Consider the following 25405-nt stretch of genomic DNA (forward strand, 5'->3'; position numbering starts at 1 on the left):
CCACCTGACCCCATGCCGAACTCAGAAGTGAAACGCCGTAGCGCCGATGGTAGTGTGGGGTCTCCCCATGTGAGAGTAGGGAACTGCCAGGCATCAAATAAAGCAGAAAGCTCAGTCGAAAGACTGAGCTTTTTGTTTTTGCGTTTAAAAAGAACCCCGTCCCGAAAGGTGCGGGGTTTTTTGCTGTGTGGGGTATATCTCCCTCGGTGGCGCTGCGCTTACCGGGGCTACGGATCCTCGGCCACCTGCTGGCCGAGGGGACATCAATGCCGCAAAGTTACCGACGTCAATCGTAGTCTGCTTCAGCCTGCTGCTCATGTATCAAATTCAATAACGGATACGGTTGACCCAGATCGTCCGTTTCAGAGCGACCTGTCACTTTGAAACCCATTCTCCGATAAAACCCGACCGCTTGTTCATTCTGCTCATTTACGTTGGTCGTCAGTGTTGGCGTTAACGACAGCGCATGCGCGATCAGCAATCTCCCCACACCGCAGCCGCGGACATCCGGATCGACGAACAGCGCATCCATATGATCTCCGGTCAGCAGCATAAAGGCGATCGGCTGGTCCTCCGTGTTAACCGCCACCCACAGCGGAGCCTCCGGTATAAAGGCACGTACCAGCTCCTCCAGCTCTCTCCGATACGCTTTTGACAGAAAATCGTGCGTGGCGTCGACTGACCGACACCAGATCGCAATCAGTTTATCCCCTTCATCAGGCCGGGAACGGCGGATGCTAATAACCATATTTTCTCCTTTTCTTCATTCTTATATTCTAACTCAATGCGCGCCGTGAAATTTTCTCACCGTGAACATGCAGACTCGACATTCACCCGATTCCTGGTTATCTTCAGCTATCTGGATGTCTAAACGTTTATACGTATGCTATGAGGTAATAGAGTTATGCCAATTCGGGTGCAGGACGAGCTACCAGCCGTCAATTTCTTGCGCAATGAAAACGTCTTTGTGATGACGACAACGCGTGCAACAACTCAGGAAATCCGCCCCCTGAAGGTGTTAATCCTTAACCTGATGCCGAAGAAAATCGAGACGGAGAATCAGTTCCTGCGTCTGCTGTCGAACTCTCCGCTGCAGGTGGACATCCAGTTATTACGTATCGATGCGCGTGAGTCACGTAATACGCCGGCGGAGCATCTGAATAACTTTTACTGCAATTTCGATGAGATCTGCGATCAGAACTTCGACGGCCTGATCGTCACCGGCGCTCCCTTAGGCCTGGTTGAATTTAATGATGTCGCTTACTGGCCGCAGATCAAACAGGTACTGGAGTGGGCCAAGGATCACGTCACTTCGACGCTGTTCGTCTGTTGGGCGGTTCAGGCCGCGCTGAATATTCTGTACGGCATTCCCAAGCAGACCCGCGCCGAAAAGATTTCTGGCGTTTATGAACACCATATTCTTCATCCACACGCTTTACTGACCCGCGGTTTCGACGACTCTTTCCTGGCCCCACACTCACGCTATGCTGACTTTCCGGCAGGGCTTATCCGGGACTATACCGATCTCGAGATCCTCGCAGAGACGGAAGAGGGCGATGCGTATCTGTTCGCCAGTAAAGATAAGCGTATAGCCTTTGTCACCGGCCACCCCGAGTACGATGCCAATACCCTGGCAAGTGAATATTTCCGCGATGTGGAAGCCGGTTTGAACCCTGAGATTCCCCACAACTATTTTCCGCAAAACGACCCGCAGAACAAACCGCGCGCCACCTGGCGGAGCCACGGTAATCTGCTGTTCGCTAACTGGCTGAACTATTACGTCTACCAGATTACACCATACGATCTGCGTCATATGAATCCAACGCTGGAGTAATACTCCGCACGAAACGATCCTAAAGCGTTTCAGCACTTTGCCTCTGGCACCTTCGGGTGCCTTTTTTATTTCCGAAATTCACCTCATGGCTGATGATAACTTTAATTTCATTGTTATCAATATGTTAATCTCATTTTAAAATTAAAATGGAAATTGTTTTTGATTTTGAAAATTAATTGAGTAGTCTTAATTGTGCTGAGCGAAAACTGCACAACGATCTTTCGCTCGCTTCCAGCGGATCAACCAAGAGGAGCAGCACAATGACGCAGCAGGCGACAATCACCGATGAACTGGCCTTTAGTCAGCCCTATGGCGAGCAGGAGAAGCAGATCTTGACGCCTGAGGCGGTAGAATTCCTGACGGAACTGGTGAGCCGCTTTACGCCGGCGCGCAATAAACTGCTGGCCGCGCGTCTGCAGCAGCAGCAGGCCATTGACGATGGGCAACTGCCGGATTTTATTTCGGAAACTGCTTCCATTAGAAATGGCGACTGGACCATTCGCGGTATCCCGGCGGATTTGCAGGATCGCCGCGTTGAAATTACCGGCCCCGTCGAGCGCAAGATGGTCATTAACGCGCTGAATGCTAACGTAAAAGTCTTTATGGCGGACTTTGAGGATTCGCTGGCGCCGGACTGGCGTAAAGTCATTGATGGCCAAATCAACCTACGTGATGCCGTGAACGGGACCATCAGCTACACCAATGAGGCTGGCAAAATCTACCAACTGCAGCCCAATCCCGCTGTGCTGGTATGCCGTGTGCGCGGCCTGCACCTGCCGGAAAAGCATGTGACCTGGCGTAATGAGGCCATTCCCGGCAGTCTTTTCGATTTTGCGCTCTATTTCTTTCATAACTACCAGGCGCTGCTGGCGAAAGGAAGTGGTCCCTACTTCTATCTGCCAAAAACCCAGGCCTGGCAGGAGGCGGCATGGTGGAACGATGTCTTCAGCTTTACTGAAGATCGCTTTGACCTGCCGCGCGGCACCATCAAGGCCACGCTGCTGATTGAAACACTGCCGGCGGTGTTCCAGATGGATGAGATCCTGCATGCGCTGCGCGACCATATTGTCGGCCTGAACTGCGGCCGCTGGGACTATATCTTCAGCTATATCAAGACGCTGAAAAACCATCCTGACCGCGTACTGCCGGACCGCCAGGTGGTGACGATGGATAAACCCTTCCTCAGCGCCTACTCACGGCTGTTGATTAGGACCTGCCACAAACGCGGGGCGTTTGCGATGGGTGGAATGGCGGCCTTTATCCCGAGTAAAGAGGCCGAGCGTAACCGTCAGGTGCTGAATAAAGTCACCGCCGACAAAGAGCTGGAGGCGAACAACGGTCACGATGGCACCTGGATCGCCCATCCTGGGCTGGCGGATACCGCCATGGCGGTGTTTAACCGCGTGCTCGGCGACAAGCCGAATCAGCTCTCGGTGACCCGTAGCGAGGACGCGCCAATTACCGCCGAACAGCTGCTGGCCCCCTGCGAGGGCGAGCGCACGGAAGCCGGGATGCGCGCCAACATCCGCGTGGCGGTGCAGTACATCGAAGCCTGGATCTCCGGCAACGGCTGTGTACCGATTTATGGCCTGATGGAAGACGCCGCGACGGCCGAGATCTCGCGCACCTCTATCTGGCAGTGGATCCATCATCAGAAAACCCTGAACGACGGCACGCCGGTCACGAAAGCGCTGTTCCGCCAGTGGCTGGCGGAAGAGCTGATGGTGATTCAGGAGGAGCTGGGGGAGCACCGCTTCAGCCATGGCCGCTTTGACGATGCGGCGCGGCTGATGGAGCAGATCACCACCTCCGACGAACTGATTGATTTTCTGACATTACCGGGCTACCGCCTGCTGGCCTAATCGCCAGATGGTGTTGTTCGCCATTTAGTCCTTCACCAATGACGCCTGGGGAGCCAGGAAATAATATGGAGCATCTGCACATGAAAACCCGTACCCAACAAATCGAAGAATTAAACAAAGAGTGGACGAACCCGCGCTGGGAAGGGATTACCCGCCCGTACAGCGCGGAAGAGGTGGTGAAATTACGCGGCTCGGTGAACCCGGAATGCACGCTGGCGCAGCTTGGCGCAGCGAAAATGTGGCGTCTGCTGCACGGTGAGGCGAAGAAAGGGTACATCAACAGCCTTGGCGCGCTGACCGGCGGCCAGGCCTTGCAGCAGGCGAAGGCCGGCATCGAAGCCATTTATCTCTCCGGCTGGCAGGTGGCGGCGGATGCTAACCTGGCGTCCAGCATGTACCCGGATCAGTCGCTGTACCCGGCCAACTCGGTACCGGCGGTGGTGGATCGGATCAACAATACCTTCCGCCGCGCCGATCAGATCCAGTGGTCAGCCGGGATTGAGCCGAACGATCCGCGCTTTATCGACTACTTCCTGCCGATCGTGGCGGATGCGGAGGCCGGTTTCGGCGGCGTCCTGAACGCCTTTGAGCTGATGAAATCGATGATTGAAGCCGGTGCAGCGGCTGTTCACTTCGAAGATCAGCTGGCGTCGGTGAAGAAGTGCGGTCATATGGGCGGTAAAGTGCTGGTTCCAACCCAGGAGGCGATACAGAAACTGGTGGCGGCGCGTCTGGCGGCCGACGTGATGGGGGTCCCGACGCTGGTGATCGCCCGTACCGATGCTGACGCTGCCGATTTAATTACCTCAGACTGCGATCCGTACGATCGTGAGTTTATTACCGGAGATCGCACCAGCGAAGGGTTCTTCCGCACCCATGCCGGGATCGAGCAGGCGATCAGCCGCGGGCTGGCTTACGCGCCGTATGCGGACCTGGTGTGGTGTGAAACGTCGAAACCGGATCTCGAGCAGGCGCGTCGCTTTGCCGAAGCCATTCATGCGCGTTTCCCGGGCAAATTGCTGGCCTATAACTGCTCGCCGTCGTTTAACTGGAAGAAAAATCTCGATGATAAAACCATCGCCAGCTTCCAGCAGCAGCTGTCGGACATGGGGTACAAATACCAGTTTATTACCCTCGCCGGGATCCACAGCATGTGGTTCAACATGTTCGACCTCGCCCATGCCTACGCTCAGGGTGAGGGGATGCGCCACTATGTTGAAAAAGTGCAGCAGCCGGAATTCGCCGCCGGGCCGGAAGGCTATACCTTCGTCTCGCATCAGCAGGAGGTGGGCACCGGCTACTTCGACAAGGTCACTACCATTATCCAGGGCGGCGCCTCGTCGGTGACGGCGCTGACCGGCTCGACCGAAGAAGATCAGTTTTGAGCCATGCCCGGTGGCACGACGCTCACCGGGCCTGTGAAGGGATCCAGACCGGATAAGCGAGCGCGCCATCCGGCCTGACGTGGTACCGGATGGGGGAGTTCGATGACGCGTGGTCTGGAATTACTGATTGCCCAAACGATATTGCAGGGATTTGACGCTCAGTATGGGCGTTTTCTCGAAGTGACTTCCGGCGCGCAGCAGCGCTTTGAACAGGCCGACTGGCATGCGGTGCAGCAGGCGATGAAACAGCGGATCCACCTCTATGACCACCATGTGGGTCTGGTGGTGGAGCAGCTGCGCTGCATCACGGAGGGAAAAAGCACGGATGCCGACTTTTTGCTGCGGGTGAAAGCCCACTACACCCGTTTGCTGCCGGATTACCCTCGTTTTGAAATTGCCGAGAGCTTTTTCAATTCGGTCTACTGCCGCCTGTTTGACCACCGCTCGCTGACCCCCGAGCGGCTCTTTATTTTCAGCTCGCAGCCCGAGCGTCCTTTTCGCACCCTTCCGCGCCCGCTGGCGAAAGATTTCTATCCAGAGCGCGGCTGGTCGCACCTGCTGGGTAAAGTGCTGTCCGATCTGCCGCTGCGGCTGCCGTGGCAAAATAAAGCGCGGGATATCGGCTATATCATTGCCAGTCTGCAGGAGGCGCTGGGGGAGGAACCGCTCGCCACCTGTCATCTACAGGTCGCCAATGAGCTGTTCTATCGCAACAAAGCCGCCTGGCTGGTGGGCAAACTGGTGATGCCGATGACCACGCTGCCCTTCTTGCTGCCGATCCATCGCAGCGACGAGGGCGAGCTGTTTGTCGATACCTGCCTGACCACCCATGCCGAAGCGAGCATCGTTTTTGGCTTCGCGCGTTCCTATTTTATGGTTTATGCGCCCCTGCCCGGCGCTCTGGTGGAATGGCTGCGCGAGATCCTGCCGGGTAAAACCACGGCCGAGCTGTATATGGCGATTGGCTGCCAGAAGCACGCCAAAACCGAAAGCTATCGCGAATATCTGCACTACATCGCTCGCTGCGATGAGCAGTTTATCGAGGCGCCGGGCATTCGCGGGATGGTGATGCTGGTGTTTACCCTGCCGGGGTTTGACCGGGTGTTCAAGGTGATCAAAGATCGCTTCGCGCCGCAGAAGGAGATGACCGCCGCCCACGTACGCGCCTGCTATCAGCTGGTAAAGGAGCATGACCGCGTCGGGCGGATGGCGGACACGCAGGAGTTTGAAAATTTCGTGCTGGAGAAACGACAAATCGCGCCAGCGCTGCTGGCGCTGCTGCAGGCGGAAGCGGGGAACAAACTGACCGACCTCGGCGACCGGATTGTCATCAGTCATCTGTATATTGAACGGCGAATGGTGCCGCTCAACCTGTGGCTGGAGCAGGTTAACGGCCAGGCGCTGCGCGATGCGGTAGAAGAGTATGGGAATGCTATCCGCCAGCTGGCCGCCGCCAACATCTTTCCCGGCGATATGCTGTTTAAAAACTTCGGCGTCACCCGCCACGGCCGGGTGGTGTTCTACGACTATGATGAAATCTGCTATATGACGGAGGTGAATTTCCGCCAGATCCCGCCGCCGCGCTATCCCGAGGATGAGCTGGCCAGCGAGCCGTGGTACAGCGTCTCGCCGGGGGATGTGTTTCCGGAGGAGTTCCGCCACTGGCTGTGCGCCGACCCGCGCATTGGGCCGCTGTTTGAGGAGATGCATGCCGACCTGCTGCGCGCCGACTACTGGCGCGAACTGCAGACGCGGATTAAAAACGGTCATGTGGAAGATGTCTATGCTTACCGGCGTAAGCAGCGTTTTAGCGTGCGCTATGGCGCCGACAGTAGGCCGGATAAGGCGTTTACGCCGCCATCCGGCAAGGTGCGCCGATCTGCCTGATGGCGCTACGCTTATCAGGCTTACTTAAAATGCCCCTGCGGGGCATTTTTTTATTTAACCCCGCCGTATGCCAGCGTCACTTCCTTCGCCGCTTTGATCACCAGCGCGCCCAGCTCGGTCACCCGATCATCGGTCATGCGTGAGATGGGACCGGAGATGGAGATTGCCGCGAACGGTTCGCGGTGTTCATCATAAATGCAGGCGGCGACGCAGCGCAGGCCGAGCGCGTGCTCCTCGTCATCGAACGAGTAGCCCCGCTTGCGGGTCTGCGCTAAATCTTCCTTCAGATGCAGCGGCGAGACCAGCGTGGCATGCGTATAGGCATGCAGCCCTTTACGGTGCAGCAGACTGGTCACCTGCTCTTCGCTCAGCTGCGAGAGGAACGCCTTCCCGGCGCCGGAGGCGTGCATCGGCAGTTTTCCGCCGATTGGCGCCGACATACGCATCAGCTGGGTGCACTGCACCTGGTCGATAATGATCGCCTGGTGGTCGCTCTGGTCAAGCACCGCCAGATTCACCGTTTCACCGGAATCTTCCATCAGCTGGCGCAGGATCGGGTGGACAATCGCCAGCAGATTGCGGCTTTGCAGAAAGCTGCTGCCGACCACGAAGGCATGCGCGCCGACGGCCCAGTGGCCCAGCTCGCCGACCTGGCGAACGAAACCCAGCTGCTGCATGGTGGTCAGCAGGCGGTGAGTGGTTGAGTTGGGCAGACCCGCCTGCTGCGCCAGCTCGGTCAGCGCGACGCTGCTGTGGGACTCGGCAATCCATTCGAGCAATTTCAGGCCGCGGGTCAGCGACTGAACCTGACCGCCAGCCTGCTGGGCGGTGGCAGCCGCGGGTTTTCTGCCGCGTTTCGCGGGAACGGGGGTAGTGGCCATCGCGGACTCCTTTTTCTGTATCGTGGAAATGATTTTCGTTTTATTTGGCGATAATGCAATCACAACCGGACTCATCGGAGGAGTGAAGCTGAACATGTCTCATATTGCCCGTTGTTGTCTTTTCCGCTCCGGTGGTTTATGCCAGTATGGTTTGTTGGCTATTTGGCCTGTGTTGAGCGTTGTCGGGAGCAAGTGTGAGCAGCAAAGTTGAGCAACTGCATCAGCAGTTAAAAGAACGTATTCTGGTTCTGGATGGGGGCATGGGCACCATGATCCAGGGCTACCGTCTGAGTGAGCAGGACTTTCGCGGTGAGCGCTTTGCTGACTGGCCGTGCGACCTGAAAGGCAACAACGACCTGCTGGTGCTCAGCAAGCCCGAGGTGATCCGCGAGATCCACGACGCCTACTTCGAGGCCGGCGCGGATATCATTGAGACCAACACCTTTAACTCGACGACCATTGCGATGGCGGATTACCAGATGGAATCCCTGTCGGCAGAGATCAACTTTGCGGCGGCGAAGCTGGCCCGCGCCAGCGCCGATGCCTGGACGGCCCGCACGCCGGAAAAACCGCGCTACGTCGCGGGCGTGCTTGGCCCAACCAACCGCACCGCCTCTATTTCGCCTGATGTGAACGATCCGGCGTTCCGCAATATTACCTTTGACCAGCTGGTGGCTGCCTATCGCGAATCCACCCGAGCGCTGGTGGAAGGCGGCGTGGATCTGATCCTGATTGAAACGGTATTTGACACCCTGAACGCCAAAGCGGCCATCTATGCGGTGAAAGAGGAGCTGGAGGCGCTGGGCGTTGACCTGCCGCTGATGATCTCCGGGACCATTACCGATGCCTCCGGCCGCACGCTGTCCGGGCAGACCACCGAAGCTTTCTATAACTCGCTGCGTCACGCCGAAGCCTTATCGTTTGGTCTGAACTGCGCCCTCGGGCCGGACGAACTGCGCCAGTACGTCCAGGAGCTGTCGCGTATCGCTGAATGCTACGTTACCGCGCACCCGAACGCTGGCCTGCCCAATGCCTTCGGCGAATACGATCTGGATGCCGATACCATGGCGGCGCAGATCCGCGAATGGGCGGAAGCCGGTTTCCTCAATATCGTCGGCGGCTGCTGCGGCACCACGCCGGAACATATCGCCGCCATGAGCCGCGCGGTGGCCGGCCTGCCGCCGCGCCAGCTGCCGGAGATCCCCGTCGCCTGCCGTCTTTCCGGCCTGGAGCCGCTGAATATCGGCGATGACAGCCTGTTCGTTAACGTCGGCGAACGTACCAACGTTACCGGCTCGGCGAAATTTAAACGCTTAATCAAAGAAGAGAAGTACAGCGAAGCGCTGGACGTGGCGCGTCAGCAGGTGGAAAGCGGCGCGCAGATCATCGATATCAACATGGACGAGGGGATGCTCGACGCCGAAGCGGCGATGACGCGCTTCCTCAACCTGATTGCCGGCGAGCCGGACATTGCCCGCGTGCCGATCATGATCGACTCCTCCAAATGGGAGGTCATCGAAAAGGGCCTGAAATGCATTCAGGGAAAAGGCATCGTTAACTCCATCTCGATGAAAGAGGGCGTCGAACCCTTTATCCACCATGCGAAACTGGTTCGCCGCTACGGCGCCGCGGTGGTGGTGATGGCCTTTGACGAAGTGGGCCAGGCCGATACCCGCGAACGTAAAATTGAGATTTGCCGTCGCGCCTACAAAATCCTCACCGAAGAGGTCGGCTTCCCGCCAGAAGATATTATCTTTGACCCGAATATCTTCGCGGTGGCGACCGGTATCGAAGAACACAATAACTATGCCCAGGACTTTATCGGCGCCTGCGAAGACATCAAACGCGAGCTGCCGCACGCGCTGATCTCCGGCGGCGTCTCCAACGTCTCCTTCTCTTTCCGCGGCAATGACCCGGTACGTGAGGCGATCCACGCGGTATTCCTCTACTACGCGATCCGTAACGGCATGGATATGGGCATCGTCAACGCCGGCCAGCTGGCGATTTACGACGACCTTCCCGCCGAGTTGCGTGACGCGGTTGAAGATGTGATCCTCAACCGCCGCGATGACAGCACCGAAAGATTGCTCGAGCTGGCGGAAAAATATCGCGGCAGTAAAGTTGACGACGGCGCCAATGCCCAGCAGGCGGAATGGCGCAGCTGGGAGGTGAAAAAACGCCTCGAATATTCGCTGGTGAAGGGCATTACCGAATTTATTGAACAGGACACCGAAGAAGCGCGTCAGCAGGCCGCTCGCCCGATTGAGGTGATCGAAGGGCCGCTGATGGACGGCATGAACGTGGTCGGCGATCTGTTCGGCGAAGGCAAAATGTTCCTGCCGCAGGTGGTGAAATCCGCCCGCGTCATGAAACAGGCGGTGGCCTACCTGGAGCCGTTTATTGAAGCCAGTAAAGAGCAGGGCTCCAGTAACGGCAAAATGGTGATTGCCACGGTAAAAGGCGACGTTCATGACATCGGCAAAAACATCGTCGGCGTGGTGCTGCAGTGCAATAACTACGAAATAATCGATCTTGGCGTGATGGTCCCGGCGGATAAAATTCTCAAAACCGCCAAAGAGGTGAACGCGGATCTCATCGGCCTTTCCGGGTTGATTACCCCGTCGCTCGACGAAATGGTTAACGTGGCGAAAGAGATGGAGCGCCAGGGCTTTACCATCCCGCTGCTGATCGGCGGCGCGACCACCTCTAAAGCGCATACGGCGGTGAAAATCGAGCAGAACTACAGCGGCCCGACCGTTTACGTACAGAACGCTTCGCGCACCGTCGGGGTGGTGGCTGCGCTGCTCTCGGACACGCAGCGCGATGAGTTTGTCGCCCGTACGCGCAAAGAGTATGAAACCGTGCGTATCCAGCATGGGCGTAAAAAACCGCGCACCCCGCCGGTGACCCTGGCCGCCGCACGGGAAAACGATCTGGCCTTTGACTGGGAGAGCTACACTCCGCCGGTGGCCCATCGCCTGGGGATTCAGGAGGTGGAAGCCAGTATCGAGACGCTACGCAACTACATCGACTGGACGCCGTTCTTTATGACCTGGTCGCTGGCGGGCAAATATCCGCGCATTCTGGAAGATGACGTGGTAGGGGAAGAGGCGCAGCGCCTGTTCAAAGACGCTAACGAGCTGCTGGATAAGCTGAGCGCAGAGAAAACCCTCAACCCGCGCGGCGTGGTGGGCCTGTTCCCGGCCAACCGCGTGGGCGACGATATTGAAATCTATCGCGATGAAACCCGCACCCACGTGCTGACGGTGAGCCATCACCTGCGCCAGCAGACGGAGAAGGTCGGCTTCGCCAACTACTGCCTCGCCGACTTTGTGGCGCCGAAGCTGAGCGGCAAAGCGGACTACATCGGCGCCTTCGCCGTCACCGGCGGCCTGGAAGAGGACGCGCTGGCGGAAGCCTATGAAGCGCAGCATGATGACTATAACAAGATCATGATCAAGGCCATCGCCGATCGTCTGGCGGAAGCCTTCGCCGAGTATCTGCACGAGAAAGTGCGCAAGGTCTACTGGGGGTATGCGGCCAATGAGAACCTCAGCAATGAGGAGCTTATTCGCGAGAATTACCAGGGGATCCGTCCGGCGCCGGGGTATCCGGCCTGTCCGGAGCACACCGAAAAAGGCACCATCTGGCAGCTGCTGGACGTCGAAGCCCATACCGGCATGAAGCTCACCGAATCGTTCGCCATGTGGCCGGGGGCATCGGTTTCCGGCTGGTACTTCAGCCATCCTGACAGCAAATACTTCGCCGTGGCGCAGATCCAGCGCGACCAGGTCGAAGACTACGCGCTGCGTAAAGGGATGACCCCGGCGGAAGTCGAGCGCTGGTTAGCCCCTAATCTGGGCTATGATGCGGACTAGTCGTCATCTTTCCTTACAACAAACAAGGCGCTCTGTGAGCGCCTTGTCTCTTTATTGAGGTTAACCCCTTATACTGAGATAGGTTCCAGAATGTCGGAACACCTATAACGATAAGGAGAAGCTGATTCCGTGTTAACTCTGCTACACCTGTTGTCCGCGGTCGCTCTGCTGGTGTGGGGCACGCATATCGTGCGTACCGGGGTGATGCGCGTCTATGGCGCTCGCCTGCGTACCGTTCTCAGTAGCAGCGTAGAGAAAAAGCCGCTCGCCTTCTGCGCGGGTCTTGGCGTGACTGCGCTGGTGCAAAGCAGCAATGCCACCACCATGCTGGTGACCTCGTTTGTCGCCCAGGATTTAGTGGGCCTCACGCCGGCGCTGGTGATGGTGCTGGGAGCCGACGTCGGGACGGCGCTGATGGCGAGGGTGCTGACCTTCGACCTGTCGTGGCTGTCGCCGTTGTTGATATTTATCGGGGTGATTTTCTTCCTCGGCCGCAAGCAGACCCGCGCCGGGCAGCTGGGGCGAGTGGGGATTGGCCTTGGGCTGATCCTGTTGGCCCTGGAGCTGATTGTGCAGGCCGTCCACCCCATTACCCAGGCCAACGGCGTGCAGGTGATTTTTGCCTCGCTGACCGGGGATATTATGCTGGATGCCTTGATTGGCGCCGTATTCGCGATCATCAGCTACTCCAGCCTGGCGGCGGTGCTGCTGACCGCGACGCTGACCGCGGCAGGAGCTATCTCTTTCCCGGTGGCGCTGTGCCTGGTGATTGGCGCCAACCTGGGGTCGGGGCTGTTGGCGATGCTCAACAACAGCGCGGCGAACGCGGCGGCGCGCCGGGTGGCGCTGGGCAGCCTGTTGTTTAAGCTGGTGGGGAGCCTGATCATTCTGCCGTTCGTCCATCCGCTGGCCGCGGCGATGCACAAGCTGCCGTTGGCCGAGTCCGAGCTGGTTATCTACTTCCATGTTTTTTACAACCTGCTGCGCTGCATCGCGATGGTGCCTTTTACCGGACCGATGGCGAAGCTGTGCCAGCGCATGATCCGCGATGAACCCGAGCTGGATAACCATCTCAAACCCAAGCATCTCGACCCGTCGGCGCTGGACACCCCGGCGCTGGCGCTGGCCAATGCCGCGCGCGAGACGCTGCGCATTGGTGACGCGATGGAGCAAATGCTGGAGAGCCTGCATAAGGTGATGCATGGCGAACCGCGTCAGGAGAAAGAGCTACGCCGCATGGCGGACGATATCAACGTACTCTACACCGCCATTAAGCTCTATCTGGCGCGAATGCCAAAGGATGAGCTGGCGGAAGAGGAGTCCCGGCGCTGGGCGGAAATTATTGAGATGTCGTTAAACCTCGAGCAGGCCTCCGATATCGTCGAGCGGATGGGCAGCGAGATCGCTGATAAATCGCTGGCGGCGCGGCGCGCCTTCTCGGTGGAAGGGTTAAAGGAGCTGGACGCCCTGTACGATCTGTTGCTCAGCAACCTGCAGCTGGCGATGTCGGTCTTCTTCTCCAGCGATGTGCCCAGCGCCCGTCGCCTGCGGCGCAGTAAACACCGGTTCCGCATTCTTAACCGCCGCTACTCGCATGCGCACGTTGACCGTCTGCATCAGCAGAACGTGCAGAGTATCGAAACCAGTACGTTGCACCTGGCGCTGCTGGGGGATATGAAGCGTCTGAACAGCCTGTTCTGCTCGGTGGCTTACAGCGTGATGGAGCAGCCGGATGAAGACGACGAACGGGATGACTATTGAGACCTTCCCCGGCGGCGCTGCGCTAACCGGGGTTATGCGTTTGGACGTTCCGTTGAGGCAGCCCGGATAAGGCGCAACGCGCCGCTATCCGGGAAACGTTAGCCATACCAGCTCAGAAGCGGTGGCCTGCAGGCAGGGTTACCGCTGCTTCCCCCGCTTTGAACAACAGCGTTGGGTTCGGGCCGCCGAGGGTCGCGTGCCCATCGGTGACCTGGATCCAGTTTCCTTCCGGTAAACCAATCACCGTTAATTCCGGCGCCACGACCAGCAGTTCGCGGATACGCTGTTCGCGGGTTTCGCCCTGATGCCCGGTCGGCAAGGCGTTGGTGAAGTGTGGGTTAATCTGGAGCGGGAACAGCCCCAGCGCATCAAATCCCTGCGGATCGACAATCGGCATATCGTTGGTGGTGCGAATGGTCGGGCAGGCGAGGTTTGAACCTGCGCTCCAGCCGATATACAACGCCCCGCGTTTGACGACATCGACAATCGGCGCCAGCAGCCCGCGGCTGCGGCACTCTTTCAACAGCTGGAAGGTGTTCCCGCCGCCGACGATCACCATCTCGGCGCTTTCAATGGCGGCGATAGGGTCGGCGACGCGGTGGATACCGGTTACGCTGACCGCCATCGGCGCCATAACCGCAGCCACTTTGGCCGTGTAATCATCCCAGGTTTGCGTCACGCCAGCGAAAGGGATGAATACCGCCGTCCGGCGGCCTTTGACCTGACCGGCAATCAGCGGCAGGGCGTGTTCCAGCCAGGCTTTCCCCGGCAGCGTGGAGTTACTGAGTAGCAGCAGTTCCATCTTTTCTTCCTGTTTTAAACCTATTATTGAAGCAGAAATTCTAGCATCGCCCTGATACCGGCGCGCTGATATGGCGCATGATGTGGGTAAGCGGAATGCTGTTCATGAGCCCGACGAAGCCGTTGAATAATGAATAACGCAATCCAGGTTTTTTCTCGCCCGCAAGGTAGGGTATATTTCGCTTTTACAGGAGAATCTATGCTGCCCGACTCATCAACCCGATTAAACAAATACATCAGTGAAAGCGGCATCTGCTCGCGTCGCGAAGCGGACCGCTTTATTGAACAAGGCAACGTCTTTATCAATGGCAAGCGCGCCACGATTGGCGATCAGGTGAAGCCTGGCGACCTGGTCAAAGTTAACGGACGGTTGATTGAGCCGCGCGAAGCGGATGATCTGGTGCTGATTGCGCTGAATAAGCCGGTCGGCATTGTGAGCACCACGGAAGACGGCGAGCGCGACAACATTGTCGATTTCGTCAACCACAGCAAGCGTATCTTCCCTATCGGCCGTCTGGATAAAGACTCCCAGGGGCTGATCTTCCTCACCAATCACGGCGACCTGGTGAATAAGATCCTGCGCGCCGGCAACGACCATGAAAAAGAGTATCTGGTTACGGTCGATAAGCCGGTGACCGATGAGTTCATTCGCGGCATGGGCGCGGGGGTACCGATTCTCGGGACCGTGACCAAAAAATGTAAGGTAAAGAAAGAAGCGCCGTTCGTTTTCCGCATCACTCTGGTGCAGGGGCTGAATCGCCAGATCCGTCGCATGTGCGAGCACTTTGGCTATGAAGTGACGAAGCTTGAGCGTACGCGGATTATGAACGTCAGCCTGACGGGGATCCCGCTGGGTGAGTGGCGCGATCTGACCGATGACGAGCTGATCGATCTGTTCAAGCTGATTGAAAACTCTTCTTCCGAAGCGAAGCCGAAAGCTAAGCCGAAGGCCAAAGCGGCGACCCCCGGCATCAAGCGCCCGGTGGTGAAGATGGAAAATAGCAACGATAAGGGCCGCCCGACTGGCAACGGCAAACGTTTCACCCAGCCGGGACGTAAAAAGAAAGGGCGTTAACGCCTGCCGCGGGTCGGCGTATTCGCCGACCAGGAAAAGGTCGCTTCCTTATCCGTCTTATAAGCCTGCTGTTTTTTCACCTGGCGGGCTTTCTTCGCTTCCGCTTCACGCTGGGCCATCAGCTTATCGATATATTCTTTTTTCACGCTGTTCGTTTCCGCATTGCTCAGCGGGCGGCCGTGCGCAATGCGCGCGCGGTCAAGCAGCGTTTTCAATTCGCGCTGTTCGCGCTCGGTCATCTCTTTTTGTGTAATACGGGGGAGTGCCATGGTGGTGCCCTCAGTCAGACCAGAGCACCCAGTGTACGGCAATGAATATTTTACTGATAGCCTGTATGGCAACTAAAGCAGGCATACGTCCGGGCCGGCGCCCGGACGTGTCACGCTCAGCGCTTGCTGGTTTTTTTGGCGATGGGCTTCCCTGACCAGTACCCGGCCAGCAGCGAACCGGACAGGTTATGCCAGACGGAGAACAGGGCTCCCGGCAGCGCCGCCAGTGGGCCGAAGTAAATTTTACCCAGCGCGGCCGCCAGGCCGGAGTTCTGCATCCCCACCTCGATCGCCAGCGTACGGCAGGTGGATTCATCAAAACCAAACAGACGTCCGCCCCAGTAGCCGCCGAGCAGGCCAATGGTGTTATGCAGGATCACTGCGATAATCACCACCAGGCCGACGGACGCGATATGGGCCGCGGAACCCGCCACCACCGCGCTGATGATCGCCAAAATGCACACCATCGAGAAAGCGGGCAGGAACGGCTCCACCGCTTTCACCACCTTCGGCAGCAGATGATGGACAATCAGCCCCAGGGCGATAGGAATGACCACAATCTGCAGAATGCTCAGCAACATCCCCATGACGTCGACCTGAATGTGCGCGTCGACGTACAGACGGGTCAGCAGCGGCGTCGCGATGACGCCGACCAGGGTGGAGACCGAGGAGATGGTCACCGACAGGGCCACATCCCCTTTGGCCAGAAAGATCATCACGTTGGAGGCCGTCCCGCTGGCGACGCTGCCCACCAGCACCATCCCGGCGGAGAGCTCCGGCGGCATATGAAACAGCAGCGCCAGCAGCCAGGCGGCGAGCGGCATCACCAGATAGTGCAGAAATATCCCTGCGGCGACCGGCGCCGGACGCGACAGGACGCGTTTGAAATCCGCCAGCTTCAGATGTACCCCCATACCGAACATAATCAGCATCAGCAGGGTGGTAACCCACGGGCCGATCGGGGTGAAGGTGGTGGGGGTGTAATAGGCCAGAACGGAGAGCAGCAGTGCCCATAACGGGAACAGCCGCGTCAGAGTTGCGAGCATGTTGTGTTCCTTGCGATACGCAAACCGGCCGCGCCGTCCCGGTAGAGCGGCGAGCAGGTCAGCTGGTTGTGTTGATGTTGTTATAAAAAAGCCGGGTTCGAGCCCGGCTATAGGTATTGTTTATCGTGCTAAGGAATTTTATTCAAACAAATTATGATGCAACGTCTGCACCACCTTCTCCGCATCGGCGCCAGGCACCAGGAAGCAGAGGTTGTGGCTGGACGCGCCATAGCAGATCATGCGGATGTTAAACGGATCAAGGACGCCAAACACCTCTTTGCCGACGCCGCAGGCTTTCGACAGCTCGTTGCCGATCAGGGCAACCAGCGCCAGGTCTTCTTCCACTTCCACGCGGCACAGCGAGGAGAGCTCGGTCAGCAGCGCCTGGGTCAGCAGGGTATCGCCCGCAGAGGTTGAGCCAGTGGTGTCCATGGTCAGGGCCACGCTCACTTCGGAGGTGGTGATCAAATCGACGGAGATGTTATGGCGCGCCAGAATACCGAACACTTCAGCGAGGAAGCCGCGGGAGTGCAGCATATTCAGGCTGTGCAGCGTCAGCAGCGTCTGGCGGCGACGCAGCGCCAGCGCGCGGAACAGCGGCGGGTTCTCGGTGGTTTTACACACCAGCGTACCGCCCGCTTTAGGTTCTTTACTGGAGCCGACAAATACCGGGATATCGCTGCGCACGGCAGGCAGCAGGGTCGCCGGGTGCAGCACTTTGGCGCCAAAGGTGGCCATTTCCGCCGCCTCTTCAAAGGCGATGACGTCGATGCGTTTCGCCGCAGGCGCGACGCGTGGGTCGGTCGTATAGATCCCGGGCACATCGGTCCAGATATCGACGCGGGTGGCATTCAGCGCTTCGCCGAGCAGAGCGGCGGTATAGTCGCTGCCGCCGCGGCCGAGGGTGGTGGTGCGGCCTTTCGCTTCGCTGCCGATAAAGCCCTGCGTCACCACCAGGCCTTCCGCCAGACGCGGCGTCAGCTGCTGCTGAGTCAGTTCGGCGACGGCGGCGATATCCGGTTCGGCGCGACCAAAGCGATCATTAGTGCGCAGCACTTTACGGGCGTCAAACCACTGCGCCTGAATTCCGCGCTCACGCAGAATCTCTACAAACAGCAGGGTGGACATCAGTTCGCCATGGCTGACCAGTTCGTCAGTCAGCGCGCTAGAGGAGGCGAGCGCGGCGGCTTCCGCCAGCGTGGTGATATTTTCCAGCAGGCGCTCAATCTCTTCGCGGATCACGTTGGGATAGCGCAAACGCTCCAGAATATTGAACTGGATCTGGCGCAGAGCGTCCAGCTGGGCAAAACGTTCGGTGGGTTCCAGCCCTTCCGCTAAGGCCACCAGAATGTTGGTCACGCCGGCAGAGGCGGAGAGCACAACAATACGGGTATTGGCATCGAGCAGCGCCACATCAATGCTGCGGTTCATCGCGTCAAAATCAGCAACGCTGGTGCCGCCAAATTTGGCGACGACTAAATCTGTCATAACAACCTCGTGTCAGGGGGCCTGACTTATTAAAACGATTCCTGAACACCGATCCTGGCAGGGGCTGGATGCCGCCGGATCGCAACAAAATGTCTTAATAAGCCAGGCCAAATTATTCAGCCATGGCACAAGGGAAGAGCGATAAACAGGGTGGCGCAGAATGATAAACAACTACGATGTCACCCAGAAGTGCTCCACCTTGTAGACCCGACTCACCGCTCTGGGCGCTGAAGTGTTCGGGTATGAAACGCCCGACTGCGAACGTTTCTGGTGACAACCCAGGGGATTCAGCCCCTGTGGCCGGTGAGGAGCGTAACCAGACGCTCTTTCACCTCGGCGTTGCTCCCCCTCACGTATTTTCGCCGGACTGGTTCCTCCAATACGGTTACCTGGGCAACGCACCTCTTCTGGCAATTACCGACGTCTTTCACCTGGCCGGGGGAATAAGGACATTATATCCCCCGCGAATACCCTTTCGCTGTAGCGTGAAATGCGCGAGCAATAGATACTTACAATACGTAAGCACTGCGGATATATAAAGGCTTAACGCCAGCTATGTCAACGCTGCGGTTATGCGGATTTTTCATGCCCCTGCCGCTAACAGAAAAAAGCCTTATGATAGCTATACTAATGGGGCTTTTTACTCCGTTTTGACCTGATTCCTGACCGGCGTCAGGGACAAGTCACAAAAATCATCACAATTTTCCGTCACCGGCGCTACAATCGACCGAAGTCACAATCTCAAATCAGAAGAGTATTGCTAATGAAAAACATCAACCCAACGCAGACCTCTGCCTGGCAGGCATTACAGAAACACTTCGACGAAATGAAAGATGTCACTATCAGCGAGCTGTTCGCCAAAGATAGCGACCGTTTTTCTAAGTTTTCCGCGACGTTCGACGATCTGATGCTGGTGGACTTCTCCAAAAACCGCATCACCGAAGAGACGCTGGCTAAACTGCAGGATCTGGCGAAAGAGACCGATCTCGCAGGCGCCATCAAGTCGATGTTCTCCGGTGAAAAGATCAACCGCACCGAAGATCGCGCGGTACTCCACGTCGCGCTGCGCAACCGCAGCAATACGCCGATTGTGGTTGATGGCAAAGATGTGATGCCGGAAGTGAACGCTGTGCTGGAGAAGATGAAAGCCTTCTCTGAAGCGATTATCTCCGGTAGCTGGAAAGGCTACACCGGCAAACCGATCACCGACGTGGTCAACATTGGTATCGGTGGCTCCGACCTCGGTCCGTTCATGGTCACCGAAGCGCTGCGTCCATATAAAAATCACCTCAACATGCACTTTGTCTCCAACGTCGATGGCACCCACATCGCCGAAGTGCTGAAGAACGTCAACCCGGAAACCACCCTGTTCCTGGTCGCGTCCAAAACCTTCACCACTCAGGAGACCATGACCAACGCCCACAGCGCGCGCGACTGGTTCCTGGCGACCGCGGGCGACGACAAGCATGTGGCTAAACACTTCGCGGCGCTCTCCACCAACGCGAAAGCGGTTGGCGAGTTCGGCATCGACACCGCCAACATGTTCGAATTCTGGGACTGGGTTGGCGGCCGTTACTCCCTGTGGTCGGCGATTGGCCTGTCCATCATTCTCTCCGTGGGCTTCGACAACTTCGTTGAGCTGCTGTCTGGCGCGCATGCGATGGATAAACACTTCTCCACCACCCCGGCGGAGAAAAACCTGCCGGTGCTGCTGGCGCTGATCGGTATCTGGTACAACAACTTCTTCGGTGCGGAAACCGAAGCGATTCTGCCGTACGACCAGTACATGCACCGTTTTGCCGCCTACTTCCAGCAGGGCAACATGGAGTCCAATGGTAAGTATGTCGACCGTAACGGCCACGCCGTGGACTACCAGACTGGCCCGATTATCTGGGGCGAGCCGGGCACCAACGGTCAGCACGCGTTCTACCAGCTGATCCATCAGGGCACCAAAATGGTACCGTGCGATTTCATCGCCCCGGCTATCACCCACAACCCGCTCTCCGATCATCATCCGAAGCTGCTGTCCAACTTCTTCGCCCAGACCGAGGCCCTGGCCTTCGGTAAATCCCGTGAAGTGGTGGAGCAGGAATATCGCGATCAGGGTAAAGATCCGGCGACCCTGGAGCACGTGGTGCCGTTCAAAGTGTTCGAAGGCAACCGCCCGACTAACTCTATCCTGCTGCGTGAGATCACCCCGTTCAGCCTCGGGGCGCTGATTGCTCTGTACGAGCACAAAATCTTCACCCAGGGCGCGATCCTTAACATCTTCACTTTCGACCAGTGGGGCGTTGAGCTGGGCAAACAGCTGGCTAACCGCATCCTGCCGGAGCTGAAAGACGGCAGCGAAGTCAGCAGCCACGACAGCTCCACTAACGGTCTGATTAACCGTTATAAAGCCTGGCGCGCATAACGCTTGCGCCGTTAAGACGAAATGCCGACCTTATGGTCGGCATTTTTTTTACAGCCGCCGCAGCAGGCGGGCTGGGTTTCCCGCCCACACGCCTTTCTCGGTGATGGACTTCGTCACCACGCTGCCCGCGCCAATCACCACGCCGTCGCAGATGCTGACGGCCAGAATCGTGGCGCCGCTACCGATCGACACGTCATCGCCAATCTCAATCCGCCCCCAGCTGGTGCGGTCGGCGTTTGGTTTGCCGTCGCGAAACAGGTCGTTGGCGAACATCACCCCGTGACCGATAAAACAGCGCCGGCCAATGGTGACGTACTCGCAGATAAAGGTATGCGACTGGATTTTACTCTCCGCGCCGATGCGGGTATTCCCCTGGATCTCAACGAACGGTCCAACGAAGACGTTATCACCCAGCGTGCAGTCGTACAGGTTGGCGGGCTGATAAATAACGACATTTTTCCCACAGACGACGTTACGTACGCCGGTATCACGAAGCTCAGGCATAGTTCCTCTCACAGCGGTTTGGCCAGAATATGTAAGGTGCTTTGCTGGCTGGCGGAATGGAAAGTCGTGTCTCTGATGTGCTGCATCCCCTGGCGTTCGTAAAAACGGCGCGCGGCGGGATTCGCGGCGAGTACTTCCAGCCACAGCCAGCGTTCGCCGGCCGTTTTTGCTCGCGTCTCGATGGCGTGAAAAATCTGCTCGCCGTAGCGGTGGCCAGTCTCCCCCGGCATCAGGTAGAGCTTATGCAGCAGCGTACCCATCGTGCCATCTTCAGCCATTCGCTGCTGATAGCTATATTTAGCGAAACCAACGGGGGAAGCGGCTTCGGCGATGAGCCAATGATGGTTGGCATCGGTAAGACTCCGACGTAGCGCATCTTCGGCATATTCTTGCTTAAGAAATAACGCCAGTTCATCGGCATTGCGCCAGAGATTGGCGAAGTGGTGCTGGTAACTGGCATAACCCATCGCGCTCAGTTGTGGCGCGTCCTCGGGCAATGCCTTTCGGATAGTTAACATGCTGCGTTCCTCGGGTCGTTCAGTGGCTATAGTGCCTGTAATATGAACAACGTGGAACGACAAAAATCGGTGGGGAAGGGGCTGGAGGTTCTTCCTCCAGCCGGGGGGGTTAACGGGCGAAAGCGATCGCTTCGATTTCGACGCCAGCGTCTTTCGGTAACCTGGCCACTTCCACGCAGGATCGCGCCGGAAAGGCCGCCTGATGTTCGGTAAAGAAGGCCTCGTAGGCGGCATTAATGGCGGCAAAATCCGCCAGGTCTTTCACAAACACCGTGGTTTTGACGATCTGACCAACGGTGAGGCCGGCGGCTTCGACGATGGCTTTCACGTTCTCCAGCGACTGGCGCGTCTGTTCGGCTATGTCGTCGGGCATGGTGCCGTCCTGCGGATTAATGGGCAGCTGGCCGGAGGTGAGGGTCATCGCGCCGAGATTGACGCCCTGAACGTACGGACCAATCGCGGCGGGCGCGTCAGCGGTAGTAATAATCATGTGGTTACCCCTTCAAACAGTTACAGAAAATAATTCAACAGCACCAGCGAGCCGACGCCGCTCACCACCACCCACACCAGACCTAAACGGAAGCTGGCGAGCGTACAGATAATGGCGGCGATCACCTTCGGATTTTTTAAGTCGAACTCCATGCTGGAATTCACGCTCAGGATCTGAATGGTGATGATGGCCGGCAGGACGGTGACCGGCACGAAGCGCAATGTTTTGGTCACCCGCTCAGACATCTGGATCTTGCCGGCCAGACCGATAAACGAGAAACGAATAAGAAAAGTGACCGCGGCCATGCCCAGCGTCAGGGCGATAAAATAGCTATTACTCATTTTCCAGCGCCTCCACTAACGGCATATCGGATTCGGTTGTTGCCATCTGCTTGCGCTCTTCCGCCAGGTCGACGCACAGGCCGGCAAGGACGCCGAGCACGGAGGCGACGACGATACCCAGCGAGTAGGGCAGGACCACTAACAGCACGCCGGAAACGGCGGCCACTACCGCGGCGACGGTGCAGGCCTGGCTTTTAATTTGCGGCACCACGATGGCGATAAAGGCGGCGACCATGGCGAAATCGAGACCGTATTTCTCAATGTGGGGAAACGAGGCGCCGACCAGCGCGCCAAGAAAATCGGCCAGCACCCAAATCGCCCAGAAGGTGACCATCGCCGAACCATAAAACAGATATTTTTCCTTTTTATTTCCTTCCATCTCTTTGACGGTGGTGGCATACACTTCGTCGGTGAGCGCATAGGACATAAAGCATTTTTTAAAGAATGAGGCTTCGCGCACGGTGCCGGAAATAGAGGCGCTATACAGCACATGGCGAAGATTAATAATTAATGTGGTGAAAATAATCACGCCGAGCGTGGCGCCGGTTTTTAACATATTCAGTGCCAGCATTTGCGCCGAACCGGCAATCACAATCGCCGACCACGCGGTACTTTGCCAGACGCTCATGCCGGCGCTGACGCTTAATGCGCCAACAATGAACGAGAAAGGAAAGTCCCCGATGCACAGGGGCATAATGGCGCTGGCGCCGCGTAATATGACTTTTTTATTCATCGTAAAATACCTGTTGGTGCAGGCAATAAATCATTATTGCGTAGGGTACAAAAGGGCTGGTCTTATTTGCTGACCATAATGCGAATGATCTCTTTATCGGTTTGCGCCATAGGCTTAATCACAAGGCGGCACAGGTTATTAATCGACTGTTCGACGTCGGCGCAGACAATGCCGTCGTTGGCGCTGGCGCAGCGGTTTTGCATCGCCATCAACACAGATTTAAAGGCGCTGGAAACCACCGAGGAGACCTTCATCGCGCAGCTGTTGGAAGCGCCATCGCAAATCATGCCGGTAACATCGCTAATCATATTGATGATGGCGGTGTTGATGGTTTCGATATTGCGGGTAAACAGCCATGCCATACCGGCGGCGGCGCCCATGGCGGCGGTGGAGGCCGCGCACAGTGCGGACAGGCGGGTATAGCGCGAATGGATGGAAATGGCCGTCAGATGCGAGAGCGCCAGCGCGCGAGCGAGCGTCTCTTCATCGGCATTCAGATGCTCGGCGACGGTAACTACCGGCATGGTCGCTGCGATCCCCTGGTTGCCAGAGCCGAAGTTCGACATGGCGACCACCGGGGCTCCGCCCATACGCGCATCGGAAGCTGCGACGGTGTTGATAATGACCTCGCTCATTAAGTCATTACTTAACAAACCATTTTTAACGGCTTCAGAGAATGTTCCGTTAATATTCAACCCATACTTTTTCGATTTGCCTTCTGCAGCCAGTGCGCTATTGAGGCGGGCGGCTTCCAGAATAAACGTAATATTCTCAACCGGGGTGGAGATAATAAAGTCATACGCTTCCTGGAGAGAGAAAGTTGGCAGTTCAGTCTGCGCTGTGGCGCTATTTTCCCCGGCGTGTAATGGCTGCTGTTCGCCATTAATATATAACTCGACCACATTGGTATGCGTGCCTTTTACCACGACGCGACAGGTCTGGTCACCGGCGCTGAGGGTGAGATCGAGATGAATAAAGTCAGGCGTATCCTGGACGTCAATAGTAACGTGGCCGGCATCCACCAGCGCTTGTGCCTGTACCACATGCTGTGAAGTAATGCCTGCCAGGGTCTGTAATCCCTTATCGGCATCGCCACCAAAGGCGCCGATGGCGGCGGCCAGCGCGACGCCATTAACTGTCGTGCCGGGAATCGTGACGCCCGTGGCGTTTTTATACAGGTTGGCAGAAATAAAACCGCTAATTTTTTCGCAGGGTGTCGCTAAATGTTTCGCGGCGTAAGCGGTGGTAAATGAAATAGCAACAGGTTCCGTACAACCTAATGCTGGTGCGACTTCTCGCTGTAGCCAGCGAATAAAAAGTGAGGATGTTTGGTCAGACATTATTATGATTCCTGGACGTAAGATGATGAGGAAATATGCTAAGGGAATCGGCAGAAAAAAACTTTCTCAAATAACCCTTTATTTATTGAGGTATGGAGAAAAGTTTTATTTTTAGCCTTATCAAAACATGCAGGCCTGTATGTAAATTAAGTTATTGATTAACAATGATTGTGCAGGGATAGTTTTATACAAAAAAGGGGATTCAGTTATGTCGATCACACGCCGTTAAGGAGAGCATTTTTCTCTTTTGCCGAAATCCTGTCCTGAGGGCGCAAACGTGGAAAGCCCACGCGGTGAGGGGTAACTGTAGATCTGGATCACACTTTTGCGCTATACCGGACGCAACAAGGACTGATTATGAGGTGTGAATATGTCGTCGGTTTATCGCCCACTGGTGAATTTTATCGCCACTGCGATGCAAACGGTTTTGAATCTGGGGCTGCTGTGCCTGGGGATTATCCTGATCGTCTTCCTCGGTAAAGAGACGCTGCATCTGGCCGATGTCCTCTTTACCCCGGAGCCGACCAGTAAGTACCGGCTGGTGGAAGGACTGGTGGTCTACTTTCTCTACTTCGAATTTATCGCGCTGATCGTCAAGTATTTTCAGTCGGGGTTCCACTTCCCGCTGCGCTATTTCGTCTATATCGGCATTACCGCGATTGTGCGTTTGATCATCATCGATCATGAATCGCCGATGGCGGTGCTCATATACTCCGCCGCGATCCTGATCCTGGTGATTACGCTCTGGCTGTGTAACTCCAATCGCCTGAAACGCGAATAAAAAAAAGCGGCCTCCAGGGCCGCTGACCAACAGTCACAAATAGAATTTATGTAGGGTCCAGTTGAGGATAGCAGTGGCATTGGCCTTACTTTTTCAGCTGAGGGCGACGGCGACAATA

General features: G+C 57.0%; 21 protein-coding genes, 1 rRNA gene and 1 riboswitch. Of the genes, 10 read left to right on the forward strand and 12 right to left on the reverse strand.

Features of this window, described 5'->3' with window-relative positions; all coding sequences use genetic code 11:
* A 5S ribosomal RNA gene (gene rrf, locus ACLH1U_RS22255) occupies window positions 1-92 on the forward strand; the annotation flags it as partial.
* A 194-nt stretch (window positions 93-286) separates the two neighbouring features.
* On the opposite strand, the gene ACLH1U_RS22260 is transcribed toward rrf, so the two are convergent.
* Entirely contained in the window at window positions 287-748 is a 462-nt protein-coding gene (locus ACLH1U_RS22260) for an acetyltransferase (RefSeq protein WP_032454547.1), read from the reverse strand.
* 156 nt (window positions 749-904) lie between these two features.
* On the opposite strand from ACLH1U_RS22260, the gene metA reads away from it, so the two are divergent.
* The 4 genes from metA to aceK all read left to right on the forward strand — a co-directional run bounded on the left by metA (window position 905) and on the right by aceK (window position 6968).
* A complete protein-coding gene (gene metA, locus ACLH1U_RS22265; RefSeq protein WP_004146576.1) occupies window positions 905-1834 on the forward strand; it encodes a homoserine O-acetyltransferase MetA in 930 nt (309 codons plus the stop codon).
* A gap of 260 nt (window positions 1835-2094) precedes the next feature.
* A complete protein-coding gene (gene aceB / locus ACLH1U_RS22270; RefSeq protein ID WP_101990232.1) occupies window positions 2095-3696 on the forward strand; it encodes a malate synthase A in 1602 nt (533 codons plus the stop codon).
* Window positions 3697-3776: 80 nt separating this feature from the next.
* Entirely contained in the window at window positions 3777-5081 is a 1305-nt protein-coding gene (gene aceA, locus ACLH1U_RS22275) for an isocitrate lyase (protein ID WP_004206828.1), read from the forward strand.
* Between the two features lie 102 nt (window positions 5082-5183).
* The gene (aceK, locus tag ACLH1U_RS22280) at window positions 5184-6968 is read left to right on the forward strand and encodes a bifunctional isocitrate dehydrogenase kinase/phosphatase (RefSeq protein ID WP_023291610.1); all 1785 of its coding nucleotides are present in this window, start codon (window positions 5184-5186) and stop codon (window positions 6966-6968) included.
* Window positions 6969-7018: 50 nt separating this feature from the next.
* On the opposite strand, the gene iclR is transcribed toward aceK, so the two are convergent.
* A complete protein-coding gene (gene iclR / locus ACLH1U_RS22285; RefSeq protein ID WP_004206826.1) occupies window positions 7019-7849 on the reverse strand; it encodes a glyoxylate bypass operon transcriptional repressor IclR in 831 nt (276 codons plus the stop codon).
* A 194-nt stretch (window positions 7850-8043) separates the two neighbouring features.
* On the opposite strand from iclR, the gene metH reads away from it, so the two are divergent.
* Both metH and ACLH1U_RS22295 read left to right on the forward strand, forming a co-directional pair.
* Window positions 8044-11727 carry a methionine synthase gene (metH, locus tag ACLH1U_RS22290; RefSeq protein WP_101862364.1) on the forward strand — a complete coding sequence of 1228 codons (3684 nt, stop codon included), beginning with the start codon at window positions 8044-8046 and terminating at the stop codon, window positions 11725-11727.
* A 129-nt stretch (window positions 11728-11856) separates the two neighbouring features.
* Entirely contained in the window at window positions 11857-13488 is a 1632-nt protein-coding gene (locus tag ACLH1U_RS22295) for a Na/Pi cotransporter family protein (RefSeq protein WP_023291612.1), read from the forward strand.
* A gap of 112 nt (window positions 13489-13600) precedes the next feature.
* On the opposite strand, the gene pepE is transcribed toward ACLH1U_RS22295, so the two are convergent.
* Window positions 13601-14290, reverse strand: coding sequence for a dipeptidase PepE (gene pepE, locus ACLH1U_RS22300; RefSeq protein WP_032454551.1), 690 nt, complete (start codon window positions 14288-14290; stop codon window positions 13601-13603).
* A gap of 198 nt (window positions 14291-14488) precedes the next feature.
* Between pepE and rluF the strand changes: the two genes are divergently transcribed.
* Window positions 14489-15364 carry a 23S rRNA pseudouridine(2604) synthase RluF gene (rluF, locus tag ACLH1U_RS22305; RefSeq protein WP_044525123.1) on the forward strand — a complete coding sequence of 292 codons (876 nt, stop codon included), beginning with the start codon at window positions 14489-14491 and terminating at the stop codon, window positions 15362-15364.
* Here the strand turns inward: rluF and ACLH1U_RS22310 are convergent.
* From ACLH1U_RS22310 to lysC, 3 genes are all read right to left on the reverse strand, one after another.
* Window positions 15361-15633, reverse strand: a complete 273-nt coding sequence (locus ACLH1U_RS22310; protein WP_004177859.1) for a DUF3811 domain-containing protein — start codon at window positions 15631-15633, stop codon at window positions 15361-15363. The genes rluF and ACLH1U_RS22310 overlap by 4 nt on opposite strands.
* A gap of 116 nt (window positions 15634-15749) precedes the next feature.
* Entirely contained in the window at window positions 15750-16679 is a 930-nt protein-coding gene (panS, locus tag ACLH1U_RS22315; RefSeq protein WP_023291615.1) for a ketopantoate/pantoate/pantothenate transporter PanS, read from the reverse strand.
* A 138-nt stretch (window positions 16680-16817) separates the two neighbouring features.
* Window positions 16818-18167: a lysine-sensitive aspartokinase 3 gene (gene lysC, locus ACLH1U_RS22320; RefSeq protein ID WP_032454552.1), complete on the reverse strand. Its 1350-nt coding sequence runs from the start codon at window positions 18165-18167 to the stop codon at window positions 16818-16820.
* Window positions 18168-18346: 179 nt separating this feature from the next.
* Window positions 18347-18582: riboswitch (Lysine riboswitch) on the reverse strand.
* A gap of 348 nt (window positions 18583-18930) precedes the next feature.
* Here lysC and pgi point away from each other — a divergent pair.
* Window positions 18931-20580 (forward strand): glucose-6-phosphate isomerase, encoded by a 1650-nt coding sequence (gene pgi, locus ACLH1U_RS22325; RefSeq protein WP_023291617.1) that lies wholly within the window; start codon window positions 18931-18933, stop codon window positions 20578-20580.
* A gap of 48 nt (window positions 20581-20628) precedes the next feature.
* Here pgi and ACLH1U_RS22330 read toward each other — a convergent pair whose 3' ends face one another.
* The 6 genes from ACLH1U_RS22330 to ACLH1U_RS22355 form a co-directional block, all read right to left on the reverse strand.
* Complete coding sequence (locus ACLH1U_RS22330; protein ID WP_121936473.1) at window positions 20629-21084, reverse strand: acyltransferase; 456 nt, start codon at window positions 21082-21084, stop codon at window positions 20629-20631.
* A gap of 8 nt (window positions 21085-21092) precedes the next feature.
* Window positions 21093-21602, reverse strand: a complete 510-nt coding sequence (locus ACLH1U_RS22335) for a GNAT family N-acetyltransferase (protein ID WP_101862368.1) — start codon at window positions 21600-21602, stop codon at window positions 21093-21095.
* Window positions 21603-21711: 109 nt separating this feature from the next.
* Window positions 21712-22092 (reverse strand): RidA family protein, encoded by a 381-nt coding sequence (locus ACLH1U_RS22340; RefSeq protein WP_023291620.1) that lies wholly within the window; start codon window positions 22090-22092, stop codon window positions 21712-21714.
* Window positions 22093-22112: 20 nt separating this feature from the next.
* The gene (locus tag ACLH1U_RS22345) at window positions 22113-22433 is read right to left on the reverse strand and encodes an AzlD domain-containing protein (RefSeq protein ID WP_004206276.1); all 321 of its coding nucleotides are present in this window, start codon (window positions 22431-22433) and stop codon (window positions 22113-22115) included.
* Window positions 22426-23166 carry an AzlC family ABC transporter permease gene (locus ACLH1U_RS22350; protein WP_023291621.1) on the reverse strand — a complete coding sequence of 247 codons (741 nt, stop codon included), beginning with the start codon at window positions 23164-23166 and terminating at the stop codon, window positions 22426-22428. The genes ACLH1U_RS22345 and ACLH1U_RS22350 overlap by 8 nt, the downstream gene beginning before the upstream one ends.
* A gap of 62 nt (window positions 23167-23228) precedes the next feature.
* Entirely contained in the window at window positions 23229-24506 is a 1278-nt protein-coding gene (locus ACLH1U_RS22355; protein ID WP_411299467.1) for a serine dehydratase subunit alpha family protein, read from the reverse strand.
* A 370-nt stretch (window positions 24507-24876) separates the two neighbouring features.
* On the opposite strand from ACLH1U_RS22355, the gene psiE reads away from it, so the two are divergent.
* On the forward strand, window positions 24877-25287 hold the full coding sequence (gene psiE / locus ACLH1U_RS22360; RefSeq protein ID WP_004206282.1) for a phosphate-starvation-inducible protein PsiE: 411 nt from the start codon (window positions 24877-24879) through the stop codon (window positions 25285-25287).
* Window positions 25288-25405: the final 118 nt, after the last annotated feature.

It is taken from the genome of Klebsiella sp. 1SOBk5mer (genome assembly GCF_046603115.1).
Lineage (GTDB): Bacteria > Pseudomonadota > Gammaproteobacteria > Enterobacterales > Enterobacteriaceae > Klebsiella > Klebsiella quasipneumoniae.